A 19,046-nucleotide genomic window follows, 5' to 3' on the forward strand; every position below is an offset into this window, starting at 1 on the left:
CCAGAATGAGGAAAGCCTCCGTGAGGAGGCTTGTCGGCACGCTTTTCGAAGCGCCGGAGAAGGGCGGTCGCGACGGCCTTGTTCCACTGGCGGCCGCCGGCGACCCGTCCTCAGCTGCTGCCCAGCATGCTGGTGATCTTGTTGACGTAGCTCTGCATGTCGTTGAGCTTGGCCATCTGCGTGTCCAGCGCCGTGTACTGCGCGCGGATGCGCTTCTCGTAGGCGTCGGCGCGGTCGTTGAGCTCGTCGATGCGCTTGCCGTTGGCGGTCACCCGCGACTGCAGCCCGGTGGTGCGGGTCGTGATCGAGCCGTCGAAACCCGTCACCTGGTCGGCGAAGGCGCGCCAGCGCGTGGCGATGCCGTTGTTGTTCGGGTTGGCGTTGTCCACGCCCATGAACAGGTTCTTCAGGTCGGCCATGCTGCCCAGCGCGCTGGTCAGCTTGGTGTCGTTGACCTTCATCGTGCCGTCGGCGCCGATGTCCAGCCCCAGGTCCGACAGCCGGCCGAACTGCCCGCCCAGCGTGCTGCCCGAGGCCGTGATGTTGCGCAGCTGGCTCTGCAGCCCGACCGCGGTGCTGTCGCCCTGCAGCGCGCCGGCGGTCTTGTTGGCGTCGTCGTACTTCGTGTCGGTGCGCATCAGCGTCATCAGGCTGTTGTACGAGGTGACGAAGTCGTTGATCGCCTTCTTCACGCTGTCCTTGTCCTGGCCGACGGTGATGGTGGACACCGCGGGCGTGACGTTGCCGGCCCCGTCGACGGTGCCGCCCTTGAGCAGGTTGATCGTCAGGCCGTCGACGGCGCCCTCGATGTTGTTGGAGGCGGAGCTGATCGACAGGCCGTTGACCGTCAGGTTGGCGTTGCGGGCCGCGGTGTTCTGCGTCATCGACGTGACCGAGGAGGTCGGGTCGTAGGCCAGCGCGGACAGCCCGCTGGCGTCCGAGCCGTTGCCGTCGTCGTCGGCGGTCGTGATGCGAAAGCCGTTGGCCTCGCCGGTGTCGCGCGAGCGGATCACCAGGCGCTGGCCGCTGGCGTCGGTCACGACCGAGGCGAGCACGCCCGCGCCGGAGCCGTTGATCTTGTCGCGGATGCTGGACAGCGTGTCGGTGGCCGAGATGGAAACGCTCACCGGCGACGTGCCGGACTTGCCGGTGAAGGTCGAGTTGTCGGCGCTCCACTGGCCCAGCTCGATGGTCATCGAGCCCGAGCCCACCGTCGCGTTGGTCGCGAAGGCCTTGCTCGCCAGCGACTGCGGCGAGGCCAGGTTGGCCACGCTCAGCGTGTAGGAGCCCGCGCCCGAGCCGGCGCCGGCGATGACGGTGGCCATCGTCGTGTCGGAGGAGGTGGCGGTCAGCGCGGCCCAGGTGCTGGGATTGCTCAGCTTGGCCGCGGCGTCGCGCATCGCGCTGAAGGCGCTCTTGATCTTCCCGTACTCGGAGATCTGCGTCTTGATCGTGTCGGTGCGGGACTGCAGGTCCGTGATGGGCTGCTTCTCCAGCGACACGAGCTTCGTGACGATGCTTTCGACGTCCAGGCCGCTGCCCAGACCGGTGGAGGTGATGGATGCCATCGTTCGAACTCCCTGTGACCCTGGCCACCTTGACCGGGACCCCTGGCTGGAAGCCCCATGCGCGACAGGGCCCCGCGTGACTCGCGTGAGGCCCTGTCCTGCATATCGGCGCCCGGAGCACCGACTTTAGGACGGCACCCCGGCGTTTCGATTGCGATTTCCTATCAGCCCTTGAGCAGCGACAGCACCTGCTGCGGCAGCTGGTTGGCCTGCGCCACCATCGCGTTGCCGGCCTGCTGCAGGATCTGCGCGCGGCTCAGGTTCGAGGTCTCGACCGCGAAGTCCGCGTCCATGATCCGGCTGCGGGCGGCGGTCTGGTTCTCGTAGGCGACCTGCAGGTTGGAGATCACCGCGTCGAAGCGGTTCTGCGTCGCGCCCAGCGTCGCGCGCTGGCTGTTGACCTGGTCCAGCGCCGCGTCGATGTTGGCCACCACGGTGGCGATCGCGCCGGCGTCGGCCGTGTGGTCGATCACCGAACGGCCGGTGCCGCTGGTGTCCGAGCCCGAGACCTTGGTGATCGCGTCGTCGGAGGACATGTTGGGCGTCACGACGGTGATCTCGTCGTTGGACGTCGTGTTCGGGCCCACCTGGAAGGTCTGCGGGGTGCCCGCGTCCTGGCCCAGGATGTACTTGCCGTTGAACGTCGTGCCGCCGGTGACGCGCTGGATTTCCTTGGCCAGCTCGCCGAATTCCTTGTCCAGCGAATCCTTGTCGCTGTCCGCGTTGGTGGCGTTGCGGGCCTGGATGGCCAGCTCGCGCATCCGCTGCAGCGAGTCGGCGACCTTGCCCAGCGCGCCTTCCGCGGTCTGCGCCAGCGAGATGCCGTCGTTGGCGTTTCGCATCGCGACCGACATGCCGCGGGCTTGCGCGTTCATCCGCTCCGCGATGGCCAGGCCGGCGGCGTCGTCCTTGGCGGAGTTCACCCGCAGGCCCGACGACAGGCGCTGCATCGACGTCGCCAGCGACGACTGGGACGAATTCAGATTGCGTTGCGCGTTCAGCGAAGCAATGTTGGTGTTGATGGTCTGTGGCATTGATGCGCTCCTGCGGAGATCCTGTCCTGGCTGCGATCCCGGTTGGGGTGGTCGTTCCCGACCTCGCCGGCCGATCCGTGCCCCGCCATCGCGGGTGTTGTCGGACCTGCCGGTTGGACCGGTGATCGAGCGCGAACTTCATGCTCGATGGTTGCCATTGTGCGAAACGAGCGCCGACGCCGAAGGGCCGATTAACGGGCGGAAAACCGTCCATTCCCGAGCCGATAAAAAAAGGCCCCGCATCGATCCCGAGGGTCGATGCGGAGCCTTTGGAGGCCCGGCCGCGAGGCCGTGCTTGAGGAGTCATCCAGGGGGGCGCCGCAGGCGGCGCCGGAGCGTTCTCCGGGGTGTCTTGCGAGGAGCCGTCGATCAGCTGCGCAGCAGCGACAGGACCTGCTGGGGCAGCTGGTTGGCCTGCGCCACCATCGTGTTGCCGGCCTGCTGCAGGATCTGCGAGCGGCTCAGGTTGGCGGTTTCCGCCGCGAAGTCCGCGTCCATGATCCGGCTGCGCGCGGCGGTCTGGTTCTCCACCGCCACCGACAGGTTGGAGATGATCGCGTCGAAGCGGTTCTGCGAGGCGCCCAGGATCGCGCGCTCGCCGCTGACCTTGGTGATCGCCGCGTCGATGTTGTCGATCACGGTCTTGAGCGTGTCCGGCGTCGAGGCGTTGTCGATCACGCCGGCGGTCACGGCGGTGATTTCCGCCGCGTTCGTCAGGTTGGTCGTGATCACGTCCACCGAGTCGTTGCTCGTCGTGTTCGCGCCGATCTGGAAGGTCTGCGTGCCGGCATCGTCGCCCAGGATCGCCTTGCCGTTGAAGGTCGTGCCGCCGATGACGCGGCCGATTTCCTGGCTCAGCTGCGCGTATTCCTTGCCGATCGAGTCCAGGTCGGAGGTCGTGTTGGTCGCGTTGCGGGCCTGCACCGCCAGTTCACGCATGCGCTGCAGCGAGTCGCCCACCTTGGACAGCGCGCCTTCGGCGGTCTGCGCCAGGGAGATGCCGTCGTTGGCGTTGCGGACCGCGACGTTCATGCCGCGCACTTGAGCGTTCATCCGCTCGGCGATCGCCAGGCCGGCCGCATCGTCCTTGGCGGAGTTCACCCGCAGGCCCGACGACAGGCGCTGCATCGACACCGACAGCGACGACTGCGACGAGGACAGGTTGCGCTGGGCGTTCAGGGATTGCAGGTTGGTGTTGATGATCTGAGCCATGATCCATTCCTTTCGAATTCAAAGACCTTCTTCGGTCCCACGGACGGTTGAAATCGTCCGACTGAGCCGGACCACGTGGCCCTTGCTGTTGAATTGCGGACCCGTTGATGCAGTTATCGGGCCACCAGGAATGGACTTGAGGCCTTCCTGAAAAGAAAGGCTGTAACGGCCCTTTGCGGGCGTGAAGTAATGGCGGCAGGTCTCCCGACCCCGGCGCGTTCGGCGGGATGCCAGAACCCCACTTCGTGAGGCCTGGCGCGGGCTCTCCACGGGGCATGGGGCCTCCCACCGGGAACCCCAAGCCCCATTCCGGCCCCAGCCGCTCTCGCTGACTTCTCTTTCACCACCACCGGTGCGATGGGGAAAGAGAAGGGGACCACGGTCCCCTCCGGTGCGGCGCTCTGCTATCTATTAGCGGAGCAGGGCCAGCACTTGCTGCGGCTGCTGGTTGGCCTGCGCGATCATCGCGTTGCCAGCCTGCTGCAGGATCTGCGCGCGGCTCAGGTTCGCGGTTTCCGAGGCGAAGTCCGCGTCCATGATCCGGCTGCGGGCCGCGGTCTGGTTCTCGACCGAGATCTGCAGGTTCGACACGATCGCGTCGAAACGGTTCTGCGAGGCACCCAGCTTCGAACGCTCGCCCGACACCGTCTTGATCGCCGAGTCGATGTTGTCGATCACGGTGGCCAGGTCGGTCGTCGACGAGGCGTTGGTGATCGCGCCACCCGTCACGGCGGTGATCGTCGTGTCGGTGGTCATGTTGGTCGTCGTGACGTCCACCGAGTCGTTGGCCGTCGTGTTGGCGCCGATCTGGAAGGTCTGCGTGCCCGAATCGCCGGCCAGGATGGCGCGGCCGTTGAAGGTCGTGCCGCCCAGCACGCGCTGGATTTCAGAGCCCAGCTGCGCGTATTCCTGACCGATGGAGTCCAGGTCGGTCGTGGTGTTGGTCGCGTTGCGGGCCTGCACCGCCAGTTCACGCATGCGCTGCAGCGAATCGCCCACCTTGGACAGCGCGCCTTCAGCGGTCTGCGCCAGGGAGATGCCGTCGTTCGCATTGCGCTGAGCGACGTTCATGCCGCGGACTTGCGCGTTCATGCGGTCGGCGATGGCCAGGCCGGCGGCGTCGTCCTTGGCGGAGTTGACACGCAGGCCCGAGGACAGGCGCTGCATCGAGACCGACAGCGACGATTGGCTGGTCGAAGTGTTGCGCTGGGCGTTGAGCGACAGCAGGTTGGTGTTGATGACTTGGGCCATGATTGCTCCTAACAGCTATACGTAAAACCGGCAAAAGCGCCGAACCACACATGAGCGCCTGAGTCCTCCGATCCTCCGACCCGCCGTGAGGCGAACCGGCCGAGGATCTCGGATGCTCCTGCTGAACCTGCCGGGCCATTTCCCGGTGAGGTCCCAGTCCGACGCTAGTCAACCGTTGCCGTCCCACCCCTCTTGTTCAGGGAACCAAGAACGCCAGGCCTTCTAACCGGACCACGTGCCGCCTGCCTGCTTCCACTTGCCGTTGGACTCGTCGTCCTGGTTGGCTTGTTTCTGCGCTACAGCAGCCCCGTTGAGTTGGTTATCGGACCGCGCTCCTTAGAACTTGAGGGCAATTTGTCAAGACATGTGATCCGGAGATAAGCAGGTCAGACAACGTGTTGTTTGTCGTTTGACCTCGACCCGGACTTGTGCCCGGGTGTCGGTCTGGCGACGGACATGACAGTGATAACGGCCCGGACGAGGCGGGATTGAGGGGGAAAGCGGGCGCTTTTCGTGTGCTCGATCACGGGGGTGCAGACCTAAAGTGCCAACCGGCGCTGCCGACAAGGCCAGCCGCTTCCGATCAACGACCATGGAGAGGTCTATGCCACTGCAATCGCAAACCGAGGCACGGTCCGCCGTGTCGATGATCGACGTGTCGATCGAGGAACAAGTTCACGGCCGCGTCCGCCCGAATTCGAGCGAAGCCCGGCTGCTGCTGGCCCAGGCGCGCAACGCCGCGTATGCGCAGGCCGCCCAGGGCCGCATCGGCGACGGCGTCGCGCTGCTGTGCAACGCGCTGGAAATGGCGCCGATGAGCGTGGACCTGCTGTCCGACGTCGGCGCGCTGCTGCTGGCCTCGGGCCAGCTGCGCGAGGCGGCGCTGTACGCGCACCGCGCGGTCGAGCTGTCGCCGCAACACGCGCCGTCGCTGTACACGCTGGGCTTCGCGCTGTCGGGCCTGGGCGAGATCAAGGCCGCGATCGAAGTGCTGACCATCCTCAATGAAGGTCAGGCGCTGGAGATGCTGCGCCGCGATTCGCCCGAACTGATGGCGATCGTCGACACGGAATTGCTGCGCCTGCGCGCCGCCTGACGCCTGCGCGCCGCCTGGCGCGCTGCCGATCCGTCCTCCGCGAGACCGCCTGACAGGCTGTCTCCCTGAAAAACCGCCGCCGAGCCCGGTGCCACCGGGCCCCTCGCGGCGGTTTTCCCTTTGGGGCCTGTCAAGGTGTAGGAATCCGTCCGACAAGGCCGTCGTCCCGCTCCCTAGCCTGTATCTGGTAGCAAGCTGATGTTGCTGGCCTGCGCGTTTCTTCAGAATTCATTCCATCGCAGCAACGCCACCCCCAGGAGCCCAGACATGAACAGCGACCAGATCCTTGCCGAGATTCGCGAAGCCAACCTGTCGTACCTGATGCTGGCCCAGAGCCTCATCCGTGCCGATCGCGAACAGGCGCTGTACCGCCTGGGCATCTCGGAAGAGACCGCGTCGCTGCTGAACACGCTGAGCCCGGCGCAGATGATGAAGATGGCCTCCGGCAACACGCTGCTGTGCCGCTTCCGCATGGACGACGACCTGGTGTGGGGCCTGCTGACCTCGCACGGCAAGCCCGCCGCCAACGACAGCGTCTCCCGCCTGCACGCCTCCATCCTGATGGCCGGCCGCCACCAGGAAGCCGCCTGATCCAGGCAGCCGACTTGCCGATCCAGATCATCCGATAGAGAGCCGGAGACCGACATGCGCACCAAGTCCATCCTGACCGAAGCCAAGCAGATCGAACGCGCGGTGACGCTGATCAAGCTGGGCGCGCGCCTGCAGGTCCTCGAATCGGAAACCGACCTGAGCTACGAGCGTTTGCTGCGCCTGTACAAGGAGGTCTCGGGCAAGTCGCCGTCCAAGGGCCAGCTGCCGTTCTCCACCGACTGGTTCATGACCTGGCAGCCCAACATCCACGCCAGCCTGTTCCTGAACATCCACGAGTACCTGAACAAGGTCGCGGAGATGGACGAGATCGACGTCGTCATCAAGGCCTACCAGCTGTACCAGGAACAGACCGCCGCCCAGAACCTGGAGCAGCTGCTGTCGGTGACCCGCGCCTGGCGCCTGGTCAAGTTCGTCGACAACGGCATGTTGTCGATGACCAAGTGCAGCAAGTGCGGCGGCCACTTCGTGACCCATCCGCATGAGGTCGCCAAGCATTACGTCTGCGGCCTGTGCAACCCGCCGGCGCGTGCCGGCAAGGGCAAGGCCGCCGGCGGCATCCAGATGCACTGAGCGCGCCGCATGCCGTCGCGCTGGCGCACCTGCCTCGTCGTCATCGCCCGCAACGAGGCGGCGACGATCGCCCGCCTGCTGGACAGCGTCCGCCCCCACGTGGACGAGCTGCTGGTGATGGACACCGGCTCCACCGACGAGACCGTCCGCCTGGCCCAGGCCGCGGGCGCGCGCGTCGGCCACTTTGCCTGGATCGACGATTTCTCCGCGGCCCGCAATGCGGCGCTCGACGCGGCCGGGGCCGACTGGCACCTGGTGCTCGACGCCGACGAATGGCTGACGGGGGAGGGCAGCGGCGCGGCGCTCGAGGCGCTGCGCTCGACCGCGCCGGACTTCGTCGGCACGATCGCGCTCGAGGACCGCTTCGACGGCGGCACCGCGCGTTCCCGCCTGAGCCGCGTGCTGCCGGGCGCCGTCCGCTACGCCGGCCGCATCCATGAGCAGCCCTCGCACGCGTTGCCGGTGTGGCCGCTCGATGTCCATGTCGCGCACGATGGTTATCTGCCGGAACGTCTGGCCGGGAAGCGGGGGCGCAACGAGGCCTTGCTGCTCGCCGCCGTCCAGGACGATCCGGCGAATCCGTACCTCTGGTACCAGCTCGGCAAGGATTTCTCCGTCTACGACCGCTTCGCGCAAGCCGAAGAAGCCTTCGCGATCGCCGCGGAGCGCTTGACCTCGATGCCCCTGCCGCCGGCATGGTGGAACGACCTGGTCGCGCGGCGGCTCTTCGGCCTGAAGTCGCTCAAGCGCCACGCCGACGGCCTGGTCTTCGCGGAAGCGCAGCTGCAGCGCTGCGCCGAGTCGCCGGACTTCTTTTTCGCGCTGGGGGATCTGCTGCTCGACTGGGCGGCGGACGAGCCGGCGCAGGCGGAGGTGCTGCTGCCGATGATCGAGGACGCCTGGCGGCGCTGCCTGGAGATCGGCGAGCGCCCGGACCAGCCCGGCGCGGTCGCCGGACGCGGCAGCCACCTGGCGTCGCACAACCTGGCGTTGCTGTCATCGATCCTTCAAAAAGGACAGCCGCAATAGCGCTGATCCGGCATCTTGTAGGAATTGATCTGACAAACGCGTCGGCGCACTCCCTAACCTGGAGATGGAAGCGACCTGATGTTTTATGCGTGTCGCGATCTCTACAGTTCGTCTCACGCTGAAACGAAACGACATCAGCACCCAACACCCCAGGAGCCGAACGATGAACGCCGACCAAATCCTCGCCGAGATCCGCGAAGCCAACCTGTCGTACCTGATGCTGGCGCAGAGCCTGATCCGTGCCGACCGCGAACAGGCGCTGTACCGCCTGGGCATCTCCGAGGAAACCGCGACGCTGCTGAACACGCTGAGCGCCGCGCAGATGCTCAAGATCGCCTCCGGCAACACGCTGCTGTGCCGCTTCCGCATGGACGACGACCTGGTGTGGGGCCTGCTGACCTCGCACGGCAAGCCCGCCGCCAACGACAGCGTGTCCCGCCTGCATGCCTCCATCCTGATGGCTGGACGTCACCAGGAAGCCGCCTAAGTTATATCGACGGCCCGCCGCCGAACTGAAGACGACACGACCCCGGAGACACCGACATGCGCACCAAGTCCATCCTGACCGAAGCCAAGCAGATCGAGCGCGCCGTGACGCTGATCCACCTGGGCGCCCGCCTGCAGGTGCTGGAGTCGGAAACGGACCTGAGCTACGAGCGCCTGCTGCGCCTGTACAAGGAAGTCTCGGGCAAGTCGCCGTCCAAGGGCCAGCTGCCGTTCTCCACCGACTGGTTCATGACCTGGCAGCCCAACATCCACGCCAGCCTGTTCCTGAACATCCACGAGTACCTGAACAAGGTCGCCGAGATGGACGAGATCGACGTCGTCATCAAGGCCTACCAGCTGTACCAGGAACAGACCTCCGCCCAGAACCTGGAGCCGCTGCTGTCGGTGACCCGGGCCTGGCGCCTGGTCAAGTTCGTCGACAACGGCATGCTGACGATGACCAAGTGCGGCAAGTGCGGCGGCCACTTCGTGACCCACCCGCACGAGGTCGCCAAGCATTACGTCTGCGGCCTGTGCAACCCGCCGGCGCGTGCCGGCAAGGGCAAGGCGGCCGGCGGCATCCAGATGCATTGAGGCCGCCGCCGTGGCCGCCCGACTCCCTCATGCCGCCCCGGGGGACGCCCCCTCGGCGCTGCGCTGGCCGGCGCTGGCGCTGCTGAGCTGGGCCGCCTGCTTCGCGGTCTGGCGCCTGTTCGGGCCGGACTGGCCGGCGGCGCTGGTCGCCTCGGGCCTGGGCATCATCCTGGCCGGCGTGCACCGGCAGACCTGGCGCCGGCTGATCGTCGCCTCCGGTTTCCCGCTCGCCCTGCTGTTCACCGGGACCGACCTGCCGGCCTGGATCTGGCTGATCCCGCTGGCGGTGCTGGTGCTGGCCTATCCGCGCCGCGGCTGGACCGACGCGCCGCTGTTCCCGACGCCCCACGACGCGCTGCGCGCGCTGCCCGCGCGCGTGCCGCTGCCCGGCGGCGCCCGGGTGCTGGACGCCGGCTGCGGGCTGGGCGACGGATTGGTGGCTCTTCGCCGCGCTTATCCGGCGGTCCGCCTGGCCGGCATTGAATACAGTGGCGTGCTGTGGCTGCTGGCCCGCCTGCGCTGCCCCTGGGCCGAGATCGCCCGGGGCGACCTGTGGGCCCAGCCGTGGCGCGAGACGGACCTGGTCTACCTGTTCCAGCGGCCCGAATCGATGCCGCGGGCGCTGGACAAGGCGCGCGCCGAGATGCGGCCGGACAGCTGGCTGGCGAGCCTGGATTTCCCGCTGCCGGGGCAAGCGCCCTTCGCGCAGCTGGAGACCGGGACCCGCCACCAGCTGTATGTCTACCGGGTGCGCGACCTCCGGGCCTGAGCCCGACCGCGCCCCGTCAACTTCTCACGCGATCAGTCAGGGACGCCCGACCGGCGCCCGCGGAAGGCACCGGCCGTGAAGCGCCGGGCTCAAGCGGGCGGGGAGCCGGTCGATAAGGGATGAGATGGCCCGGACCGCGAGGGGACGCGGCGGCAACTTCAAGACGGAACGACCTTCATGTTTGTCATCATCGGTTGGGTGCTTGCCCTGGCCTGCATCTTCGGCGTCTTCATCGCGCACGGCGGCAACATCAGCGTCGTGCTGCATGCGCTGCCGTTCGAGATGACCACCATCTTCGGCGCGGCCATCGGCGGCATGCTGGCCACCAACCCGCCCAAGGTGATGAAGGCCACGATGAAGGGCCTGGGCGACTGCTTCAAGGGCAGCAAGTACACGAAGGCCCGCTACATGGAGCTGCTGGCGCTGCTCTACGACATCCTGCAGAAGGCCCGCAAGGAGGGCCTGATGTCCATCGAGAAGGACGTCGAGGATCCGCACAGCTCGCCGCTGTTCCAGAAATACGCGACGGTGGGCAACGACCACCACGTCACCGAATTCATCACCGACTATCTTCGGATGATGGTCTCGGGCAACCTGAACGCGCACGAGATCGAATCGCTGATGGACGCCGAGATCGACACCCACCACCACGAGGCCTTCCTGGCCGTGATCGCGCTGCAGCGCCTGGCCGGCGGGCTGCCGGCCTTCGGCATCGTCGCGGCGGTGCTGGGCGTGGTGAACACGATGGGCTCGGTCGGCCAGCCGCCGGCGGTGCTGGGCGGGATGATCGGCTCGGCGCTGGTCGGCACCTTCCTCGGGATCCTGCTGGCCTACGCCTTCGCCGAGCCGCTGGCCGGCGCGCTGGAAGCCAAGGTCGACGAGGCCGGCAAGGAACTGCAATGCATCAAGACCACGCTGCTGGCCTCGATGCAGGGGTATGCGCCGCAGGTGGCGATCGAATTCGGCCGCAAGGTGCTCTACTCGACCGAGCGCCCGACCTTCGCCGAGCTCGAAGGCCACGTGAAGAAGAAGTGAACGGAGTGAATCACCATGGCCGGTGACGCCAAGAAACTCCAGCCCATCATCATCAAGCGCGTCAAGAAGGGCGGCCATGCCGCCCATGGCGGCGCGTGGAAGATCGCGTACGCGGACTTCGTGACGGCGATGATGGCCTTCTTCCTGCTGATGTGGCTGCTCGGCTCCACGACCGAGGGCGACAAGAAGGGCATCGCGGACTATTTCGCCTCGCCGCTGAAGGTGGCGATGTTCGGCGGCTCGGGCTCGGGCGACGCCTCGCACATCATCAAGGGCGGCGGCCAGGACCTGACGCGCCAGACCGGCCAGGTCAAGGCCGGGGACGTCGAATCACCCCGCAAGACCATCAACCTCAAGGCCCTCAAGGAAGAGCAGCGCCGCGCCGAACGGGTGCGCCTGCAGCAATTGAAGGACAAGGTCGAGAAAATCATCGCGGACAACCCCCGAATTGCGGCATTAGGTGGGCAAATCCGGCTCGACATGACCCGCGAGGGCTTGCGTATCCAAATCGTGGACGAGAATAATCGTCCGATGTTTGACAGCGGCAGCGCGGTGGTAAAGCCGTATATGCGCGAGTTGCTGCAGGAACTCGGCAACGTGTTGTCCGAGGTGCCCAACCGGCTGACGCTGGAAGGACATACGGACGCACAGCCGTTTTCTGCGGGCGAGCGCGGATACAGCAACTGGGAACTGTCGGCGGACCGGGCCAATGCCTCGCGGCGCGAGCTGGTGGCGGGCGGTTTGCCGGATACCCGGGTCCTTCGCGTGCAGGGCCTGGCATCGAGCAAGCTGCTCGATACCAAGGACCCCAAGGCCCAGGTCAATCGCCGCATCAGCATCATCGTGATGAATCGCGATGCCGAGGATGCGGTGCTGAAGAACCTGCCCGACGAGGACGAGGACGCCACGGAACCCGCGGCCAGCGCGCCGAGGATTTCGAGTTCCGCCCCCGCGGGCCGATAACGGTCCGGATCGACGTTCGCCCGTCATAACTAGATCTCGTCTTAAGCCCTCCAGTCCCCTCAGAGGAACGCCATGAGCACTGACATGAAATTCTTGATCGTCGACGACTTCTCGACCATGCGCCGCATCGTGCGCGGTCTGCTGAAGGAGATCGGCTACAACAACGCCGAAGAGGCGGAAGACGGCGTCGAGGCCCTGAGCATGCTGAAACAGGCCAAATACGATTTCGTCGTCAGCGACATCAACATGCCCAACATGAATGGCTTCGAGCTGCTCAAGGCCATCAAGGAAGACGCCTCGCTCAAGCACCTGCCGGTGCTGATGGTGACGGCCGAGGCCCGCAAGGAGGACATCGTCCTGGCCGCCCAGAGCGGCGCGGCGGGCTACATCGTGAAGCCGTTCACGAAGGCCACGCTGGAGGAGAAGGTCCTGAAGATCATGCAGAAGCTGGCCGCTGCGGCCTGATGCTGGGGAGTCCACCATGCAGATGGAAGAGCTGGCCAAACTGACCGCGCAATCCAACGAGCCGCTGACGGTCTCGCCGGAGGTGTTCCAACAGATCGGCACGATCACCCGCGTGCTGCACGACACGATGCAGCAGCTGGGCGTGATGCCCAAGCTGCAGGTCGCCACCGACGGGCTGCCCGACGCGCGCAGCCGCCTGACCTACATCGCCAACAAGACCGCCGACGCCGCCAACAAGGTGCTCAACTCGGTCGACCAGGCCAAGGCCGAGCACGCCAAGATCACCGAGGCCGCCAACGCGATGGCCCAGGCGATCACCGCGGACCCGGTCCGCGCGGTGGCCTCGGGCGCGGTGCTGAACTTCGTGAAGGAGGTCGAGTCCTCGACCTCCAAGATCGACACGCACCTGACCGACATCATGCTGTCGCAGGACTTCCACGACCTGACCGGCCAGGTCGTCGCCAAGGTGGTGACGCTGGCCAACGACCTGGAAGACTCGCTGGTGAAGCTGCTGGTCTCCGTCGTGCCGCCCGAGCAGCGCGAGAAGGTCGACCCCAGCATCCTGCAGGGGCCGGTCGTCAGCCACGAAGGCCGCACCGACGTGGTCGCCAACCAGTCCGAAGTGGACGACCTGCTGGCCTCGCTGGGCTTCTGATCCAGGTCCCGCTTCGCTGAACGAAACCCGCGCCCCGGCGCGGGTTTCTGCATTTCGGGCCGGCACTTCGGGCCGGAATTCTGGGGGATATTCCCCGCCCGGCATCGGCGGGCGAGAAGACCGGCGGTTTTCCGTCCCTTATCCGGCCAAGGCCGAATCCCCTTCGGCCGAACAATGGCGGCGCCGCGGCATCAGGCCGTGGCCCCCTTCATGGCCGACCAAGACGCACAAGACCGCAACTTACCCGCCTCGCAGAAAAAGATCGAAAGATCGCGCAAGGAGGGTCAACTGCCGCGCTCCCGGGACCTGCCGCATTTCGCGGTGATGGCCACGGGCGGCGCCTTGTTCGCGACTGCGACGCCGTACGCGGTGGACAAGCTCCAGCGCATGGTCGAAGGCGCATTGCGTTTCGATGCCGAACAACTCCGCACCGCCGGCATGATGACCGAGCGGCTGTCGGTGCTGACCTGGCAGGGCTTCATGCTCGGCCTGCCGGCGCTGCTGATCCTGGCGATGGCCGCGATCGCGGCCCACATCGCCTCGGGCGGCTGGAACTTCACGATGAAGCCGCTGACCCCGAAGTTCTCCCACCTGAACCCGATCAACGGCTTCGGCCGGCTGTTCCAGTGGCAGAACCTGACCACCGCGCTCAAGGCGGTGCTGCTGTCCCTGGTGCTGGGCGTCGTCGGCGCGATGGCGCTCAAGGACCGGATCGCCGGCTTCATCGGCATCATGTCCGTGCCGCTTCCCTCGGCGCTGGCCTTCGCCGCCAAGCAGATGATGGGCGGCCTGGCCCTGCTGGGACTGGCATTGGCGCTGTTCGCCATCATCGACGTGCCGCTGCAGCGCCACCTCTACCTCAAGCGGCTCAAGATGTCCCGCGAGGAAGCCAAGAACGAACTCAAGGAAGCCGAAGGCAACCTCGAGATGAAACACAAGATGCGCGCCAAGGCCCGGGAACTGGTCAAGCGCCGCATGCTCGCCGCCGTGCCCAAGGCCGACCTCGTCGTCATGAACCCGACCCACTACGCCGTGGCCATCGCGTACGACGAAACCAAGATGGGCGCGCCCCGCGTCGTGGCCAAGGGCCTGGACCTGCTGGCCTTCAAGATCCGCGACATCGCCAAGGACAACAAGGTGCCCGTCCTTCAGGCACCGGCCCTGGCCCGTGCCCTGTACGCCCACGCCGAACTCGACCGGGAAATCCCCGGCGCGCTGTTCGGGGCGGTGGCGCAGGTCCTGGCCTACGTCTACCAGCTCAAGGCCGCGCTCAAGGGGCAGGGCATGGCGCCCAACGTCGCGCCGAATCCGCCGGTGCCCGACGAACTCGACCCGCACAAGAAACCCGGCTGGACGCCGCCAGAGGACGAGGCGGACGACGCGTTCCCGGAGGGCTCTCCCGCCTGATCGCGACCGAGCACGCGTCGGCCGGATCGGTGCCCCCTTTACGCTCAGACGCCTCCGCACGCTCGGCATTCGCTTCAAGGGGGCACCGATCCGGCCGACGCCGAACCCAGCGTGGCGTGCGGGGGAGGGGCGTCATCGAGCCGGCCGACGCTCCAGCAATGGCGGCGTTCGGGGGGGAAATCTCCCGCTTATCGGGCTAAAGGGAATCGGGGTGTCGCCGAACAATGGCGGCACTCGACAGTCCTGTCGGGCAACCCCGTCGATCCAGGCAGAAGGCAGCACCGATGAACGAGCTGATGGCCCGTTTGCAGAACCTCCTCGGACCCCGCGCCGCCATCCTCCAGGCGCTCGGGGCACCGATCGCCATCATCATCATCCTGTCGATGATGGTGCTGCCCCTGCCGGCCTTCGCCCTCGACCTGTTCTTCACCTTCAACATCGCCATGTCCATCATGGTGATGCTCGTGGCCTCGCAGATGGTCAAGCCGCTGGACTTCGCGGCCTTCCCCACCGTCCTGCTGATCACGACCCTGCTGCGCCTGTCCCTGAACGTCGCCTCCACCCGCGTCGTCCTGCTCGAAGGCCACACCGGCTCCGGCGCCGCCGGCAAGGTCATCGAATCCTTCGGCCACTTCCTGATCGGCGGCAACTTCGCCGTCGGCCTGATCGTCTTCGCCATCCTCGTCGTCATCAACTTCATCGTCGTCACCAAGGGCGCCGAACGCATCGCCGAAGTCGGCGCGCGCTTCACCCTGGACGCGATGCCCGGCAAGCAGATGGCCATCGACGCCGACCTGTCCGCCGGCCTGATCGACGAGAAGGAAGCCAAGCGTCGCCGCGCCGAGCTCGGCGACGAAGCCGACTTCTTCGGCTCCATGGACGGTGCCTCCAAGTTCGTCCGCGGCGACGCCATCGCCGGCATCCTGATCCTCTTCATCAACATCATCGGCGGCTTCGTCATCGGCGTGGCCCAGCACGGCCTGTCCGCCGGCCAGGCCGCCGACAGCTACATCCTGCTGGCCGTCGGCGACGCGCTCGTCGCCCAGATCCCGGCCCTGCTGATCTCCGTCTCCTCCGCGCTCGTGGTCTCGCGCGTCGGCAAGGACAAGGACGTCGGCCAGATGATCGGCTCGCAGGTGTTCGGCTCGACCAAGGCCGTCGCCATCACCGCCGGCGTGGTCTTCATCCTCGGCCTGATCCCCGGCATGCCGCACCTGGTGTTCCTGATGATCGCCGGCGGCCTGGGTTACCTGGCGTACTGGCTGCGAACCAAGGAACAGGCCAAGAAGGCCGCCGAGCTGAAGAAGCCCGCCGCCCCGCTGCCCGGCGCGCCCAACCCGGACGCCGAGGCCTCGTGGGAAGACGTGGTCGCCGTGGACACGCTGGGCCTGGAAGTCGGCTACCGGCTGATCACGCTGGTGGACAAGTCGCGCGAAGGCGACCTGCTGAGCCGCATCAAGGGCGTGCGCCGCAAGTTCGCGCAGGACATCGGGTTCCTGCCGCCGTCGGTGCACATCCGCGACAACCTGGAGCTGCGCCCCAGCCAGTACCGCGTGACGCTGCGCGGCGCGGTGATCGGCGAGGCCGAGGCCTACCCCGGCATGTGGCTGGCGATCAACCCGGGTCACGCGACGCAGAAGCTGATCGGGACCCAGACGACGGATCCCGCCTTCGGACTCCCGGCGGTCTGGATCGAGGAGCGGCAACGGGATATGGCGCAATTGGCGGGCTTTACCGTCGTTGATTGCGCGACCGTGGTGGCCACGCATCTTTCACACTTGCTGCAAGTTCACGCGGCCCGTTTGTTGGGCCGGGTGGAAACCCAGCAGCTGGTGGATCACCTCACCAAGCAAGCGCCTCAGCTCATCGAAGACGTGATTCCAAAGATGGTCAATGTCGCCGCCCTGCAACGAGTCCTCCAGTTCCTGCTGGAAGAGGGCGTGCACATCCGCGACATGCGTTCCATCGTGGAAAGCCTGGCCGAAAACGCCACGCAGACCAACGATCCGGCCGAGCTGGCCCGTCGCATCCGCATCCACATCGCCCCGGCGATCGTGCAGCAGATCTACGGTCCGGCCCGCGAACTGGATGTCATCGCCCTCGATCCGGAACTGGAGCGCCTGGTCACGCAGGCCCTGCACTCGCCTCACGGCGCGGCGCTGGATCCCGGCGTGGCCGACACGCTTGCGCGGAGTGCCGCCCAGACCGCCCAGTCCCAAGAGGATCGCGGTTTGCCCGCCTGCCTGCTGGTGCCCGACCTGATCCGCGCACCCCTGGCCCGACTGCTCAAGCGCGCTGCGCCGCGGCTCAAGGTGCTGGGACACAGCGAGATTCCTGAAACGCACACGATCCGCATCGGCTCCATCATCGGAGGCACGGCATGAACGTCAAACGCTTTACCGCCCGCAGTTCCCGCGAAGCCATGACCCTGGTCCGCCAGGCTTTCGGCGACGACGCGGTCGTGCTCTCGAACAAGCCCTGCCCCGAAGGCGTGGAAGTGCTGGCGATGGCGCCGGAAGGCATGTCGCAGATCGAGCGCGTCGCCGCCTCGACGCCGCGCGCCACCGCCCCGCGCCAGCCCGCCGCCGCGCAGCCGCAGCGCCCGGACCCGCAGCCGCGCCAGGCCCTCAAGCAGCGCCTGGCCCCGCCCGCGCCGCAGCAACGCGCCGAACCCGGTTTCGCCGGTTCGGTCGGCGACGACGTGAACGCCCTGGGCATGAGCACGCTGTCCTTCCAGGACTACGTGCGCGAGCGCATGCTCAAGCGCCGCTCTGCCGAGATGAACGGCCTGCCCGATCCGCTGATGGACGAGCCCTCGCACGCGCCGTCGCAGGCGCAGATGGCCGAGTCGGTGGCCTCGATGGCCGCGCAGCGCGACCAGCGCGCCCGTGCCGCGATGCAGACGCTGGGCGCGCGCCGCGTGGACGAGCGCGCCTATGAACCCGCCCCGATGCCGGCGCCCGCGCCGCGCGTCGTGCCGCCGGTGCTGCGCGACGAGATCCGCGTGCAGCAACAGCCGATGCAGGACCTGGGTGGCATCGGCCACGGCTTCGGCGGCATGGGCAACCATCCGCTGAACGACATGCCGTCGTCGTCGCGCCGCGAGCAGGAAATGATGACCGAGCTGCGGGCGATGAAGGGCATGATCGAAGAGCGCTTCGGCGCGCTGGCCTTCATGGAGAAGCTGCAGCGCCAGCCGGCGCAGGCGCGGCTGACGCAGAAGCTGCTGGACGCCGGGTTCTCGCCGGCGCTGGTGCGCAAGCTGGTGGAAGGCCTGCCGGCGCCGATGACCGAGGAATCGGAATCGCACGCGTGGGCCTCGAACGTGCTGGCCCGCAACGTGCAGACCGCCGAGCAGATGCCGGCGCTGGAAGACCAGGGCGGCGTGTTCGCGATGATCGGCTCGACCGGCGTGGGCAAGACCACGACGACGGCCAAGATCGCCGCGGCCTTCGCCACCAAGTACGGCGCGAGCCAGCTGGGCCTGATCACGCTGGACGCGTACCGGATCGGCGCGCACGAGCAGCTGCGCGCCTACGGCCGCATCCTGGGCGTGCCGGTGCACACCGCGCATGACCGCGCGTCGCTGGAAGACCTGCTGGAACTGCTGGCCGGCAAGAAGATGGTGCTGATCGACACGGCCGGCACGGCCCAGCGCGACAGCCGCACCGCCGAGCTGCTGGACATGCTGGCCCACAAGAGCATCAAGCGCATCCTGGTCGTCAACGCCGCCCAGCAGGGCGAGACGATCGAGGACGTGGTCGGCGCCTGGCGCGGCGCGGAAGCGCAGGGCGTGATCCTGTCCAAGCTGGACGAGGCCGTGAAGCTGGCCCCGGCGCTGGACACGGTGATCCGCCACAAGCTGCGCGTGCTGGGCGTGACCAACGGCCAGCGCGTGCCCGAAGACTGGCATCGCCTGTCGTCCCAGGCGCTGGTGCAGCGCGCGCTGCGCAGCCACGGCCAGTCGGCCTGGCGCGTGGACGCCAACGACGTGAACCTGATCTTCACCGCCGGCTCGATGGGCCAGACGGGGGCTTCGGGCTCGCCGATGGGCCTGAACTGAGCGGCGCGTCCAGCGCCGTGAGGACGCCGGATTTGCCAAATCCGGCCGCAGGTTCTAAGAAGGGGAAGTGCGCGAGCGCTTCCCCTTTCGCCATTGGGGCGATAGTTGGCAGCCGCCTCCGGGCGGTGGTCAACTGGCCCTGGCGAGCGGGAGGCGTCCCGGCGTCGCAGGGCCGACGAGCGAGAGCAGGGCGAAGCGGTGGAGAAAAGCGGGGTGTTTCCCCCTTTCAATTCCGCG

The 19,046-nt window shown here is 67.1% G+C and carries 18 protein-coding genes; 14 read left to right on the forward strand and 4 right to left on the reverse strand.

Annotated features, from left to right (window positions below; translation table 11 throughout):
- Positions 1–110: 110 nt before the first annotated feature.
- From fliD to N5D62_RS11440, 4 genes are all read right to left on the reverse strand, one after another.
- Positions 111–1,568 carry a flagellar filament capping protein FliD gene (fliD, locus tag N5D62_RS11425; RefSeq protein WP_279757902.1) on the reverse strand — a complete coding sequence of 486 codons (1,458 nt, stop codon included), beginning with the start codon at positions 1,566–1,568 and terminating at the stop codon, positions 111–113.
- Positions 1,569–1,732: 164 nt separating this feature from the next.
- Positions 1,733–2,602 carry a flagellin gene (locus N5D62_RS11430; protein WP_279757903.1) on the reverse strand — a complete coding sequence of 290 codons (870 nt, stop codon included), beginning with the start codon at positions 2,600–2,602 and terminating at the stop codon, positions 1,733–1,735.
- Positions 2,603–2,971: 369 nt separating this feature from the next.
- Entirely contained in the window at positions 2,972–3,814 is an 843-nt protein-coding gene (locus N5D62_RS11435) for a flagellin (protein WP_279757904.1), read from the reverse strand.
- 411 nt (positions 3,815–4,225) lie between these two features.
- The gene (locus tag N5D62_RS11440) at positions 4,226–5,065 is read right to left on the reverse strand and encodes a flagellin (protein WP_279757905.1); all 840 of its coding nucleotides are present in this window, start codon (positions 5,063–5,065) and stop codon (positions 4,226–4,228) included.
- 604 nt (positions 5,066–5,669) lie between these two features.
- On the opposite strand from N5D62_RS11440, the gene N5D62_RS11445 reads away from it, so the two are divergent.
- From N5D62_RS11445 to flhF, 14 genes are all read left to right on the forward strand, one after another.
- On the forward strand, positions 5,670–6,161 hold the full coding sequence (locus N5D62_RS11445; RefSeq protein WP_279757906.1) for a tetratricopeptide repeat protein: 492 nt from the start codon (positions 5,670–5,672) through the stop codon (positions 6,159–6,161).
- A gap of 267 nt (positions 6,162–6,428) precedes the next feature.
- On the forward strand, positions 6,429–6,752 hold the full coding sequence (gene flhD / locus N5D62_RS11450; protein WP_279757907.1) for a flagellar transcriptional regulator FlhD: 324 nt from the start codon (positions 6,429–6,431) through the stop codon (positions 6,750–6,752).
- Between the two features lie 54 nt (positions 6,753–6,806).
- Complete coding sequence (gene flhC, locus N5D62_RS11455) at positions 6,807–7,343, forward strand: flagellar transcriptional regulator FlhC (RefSeq protein WP_279757908.1); 537 nt, start codon at positions 6,807–6,809, stop codon at positions 7,341–7,343.
- 9 nt (positions 7,344–7,352) lie between these two features.
- Positions 7,353–8,372 carry a glycosyltransferase gene (locus tag N5D62_RS11460; RefSeq protein ID WP_279757909.1) on the forward strand — a complete coding sequence of 340 codons (1,020 nt, stop codon included), beginning with the start codon at positions 7,353–7,355 and terminating at the stop codon, positions 8,370–8,372.
- A 163-nt stretch (positions 8,373–8,535) separates the two neighbouring features.
- Positions 8,536–8,859: a flagellar transcriptional regulator FlhD gene (flhD, locus tag N5D62_RS11465; RefSeq protein ID WP_067276158.1), complete on the forward strand. Its 324-nt coding sequence runs from the start codon at positions 8,536–8,538 to the stop codon at positions 8,857–8,859.
- Positions 8,860–8,915: 56 nt separating this feature from the next.
- On the forward strand, positions 8,916–9,452 hold the full coding sequence (flhC, locus tag N5D62_RS11470) for a flagellar transcriptional regulator FlhC (protein WP_279757910.1): 537 nt from the start codon (positions 8,916–8,918) through the stop codon (positions 9,450–9,452).
- A 10-nt stretch (positions 9,453–9,462) separates the two neighbouring features.
- Complete coding sequence (locus tag N5D62_RS11475) at positions 9,463–10,221, forward strand: class I SAM-dependent methyltransferase (protein ID WP_279757911.1); 759 nt, start codon at positions 9,463–9,465, stop codon at positions 10,219–10,221.
- A gap of 177 nt (positions 10,222–10,398) precedes the next feature.
- The gene (gene motA / locus N5D62_RS11480; protein ID WP_279757912.1) at positions 10,399–11,256 is read left to right on the forward strand and encodes a flagellar motor stator protein MotA; all 858 of its coding nucleotides are present in this window, start codon (positions 10,399–10,401) and stop codon (positions 11,254–11,256) included.
- Positions 11,257–11,271: 15 nt separating this feature from the next.
- The gene (motB, locus tag N5D62_RS11485) at positions 11,272–12,219 is read left to right on the forward strand and encodes a flagellar motor protein MotB (RefSeq protein ID WP_279757913.1); all 948 of its coding nucleotides are present in this window, start codon (positions 11,272–11,274) and stop codon (positions 12,217–12,219) included.
- A gap of 72 nt (positions 12,220–12,291) precedes the next feature.
- The gene (cheY, locus tag N5D62_RS11490; RefSeq protein WP_279757914.1) at positions 12,292–12,684 is read left to right on the forward strand and encodes a chemotaxis response regulator CheY; all 393 of its coding nucleotides are present in this window, start codon (positions 12,292–12,294) and stop codon (positions 12,682–12,684) included.
- 16 nt (positions 12,685–12,700) lie between these two features.
- Positions 12,701–13,339: a protein phosphatase CheZ gene (locus tag N5D62_RS11495; RefSeq protein WP_279757915.1), complete on the forward strand. Its 639-nt coding sequence runs from the start codon at positions 12,701–12,703 to the stop codon at positions 13,337–13,339.
- Between the two features lie 210 nt (positions 13,340–13,549).
- The gene (locus tag N5D62_RS11500; protein WP_279757917.1) at positions 13,550–14,746 is read left to right on the forward strand and encodes a flagellar type III secretion system protein FlhB; all 1,197 of its coding nucleotides are present in this window, start codon (positions 13,550–13,552) and stop codon (positions 14,744–14,746) included.
- 284 nt (positions 14,747–15,030) lie between these two features.
- Complete coding sequence (gene flhA, locus N5D62_RS11505) at positions 15,031–17,130, forward strand: flagellar biosynthesis protein FlhA (protein WP_279757918.1); 2,100 nt, start codon at positions 15,031–15,033, stop codon at positions 17,128–17,130.
- Positions 17,127–18,809 (forward strand): flagellar biosynthesis protein FlhF, encoded by a 1,683-nt coding sequence (gene flhF, locus N5D62_RS11510; protein ID WP_279757919.1) that lies wholly within the window; start codon positions 17,127–17,129, stop codon positions 18,807–18,809. Before flhA ends, flhF begins: the two co-directional genes overlap by 4 nt.
- Positions 18,810–19,046 lie beyond the last annotated feature (237 nt).

Origin of the sequence: Mitsuaria sp. GD03876 (assembly GCF_029840635.1) — a bacterium.
Taxonomy (GTDB): Bacteria; Pseudomonadota; Gammaproteobacteria; order Burkholderiales; family Burkholderiaceae_C; genus Roseateles.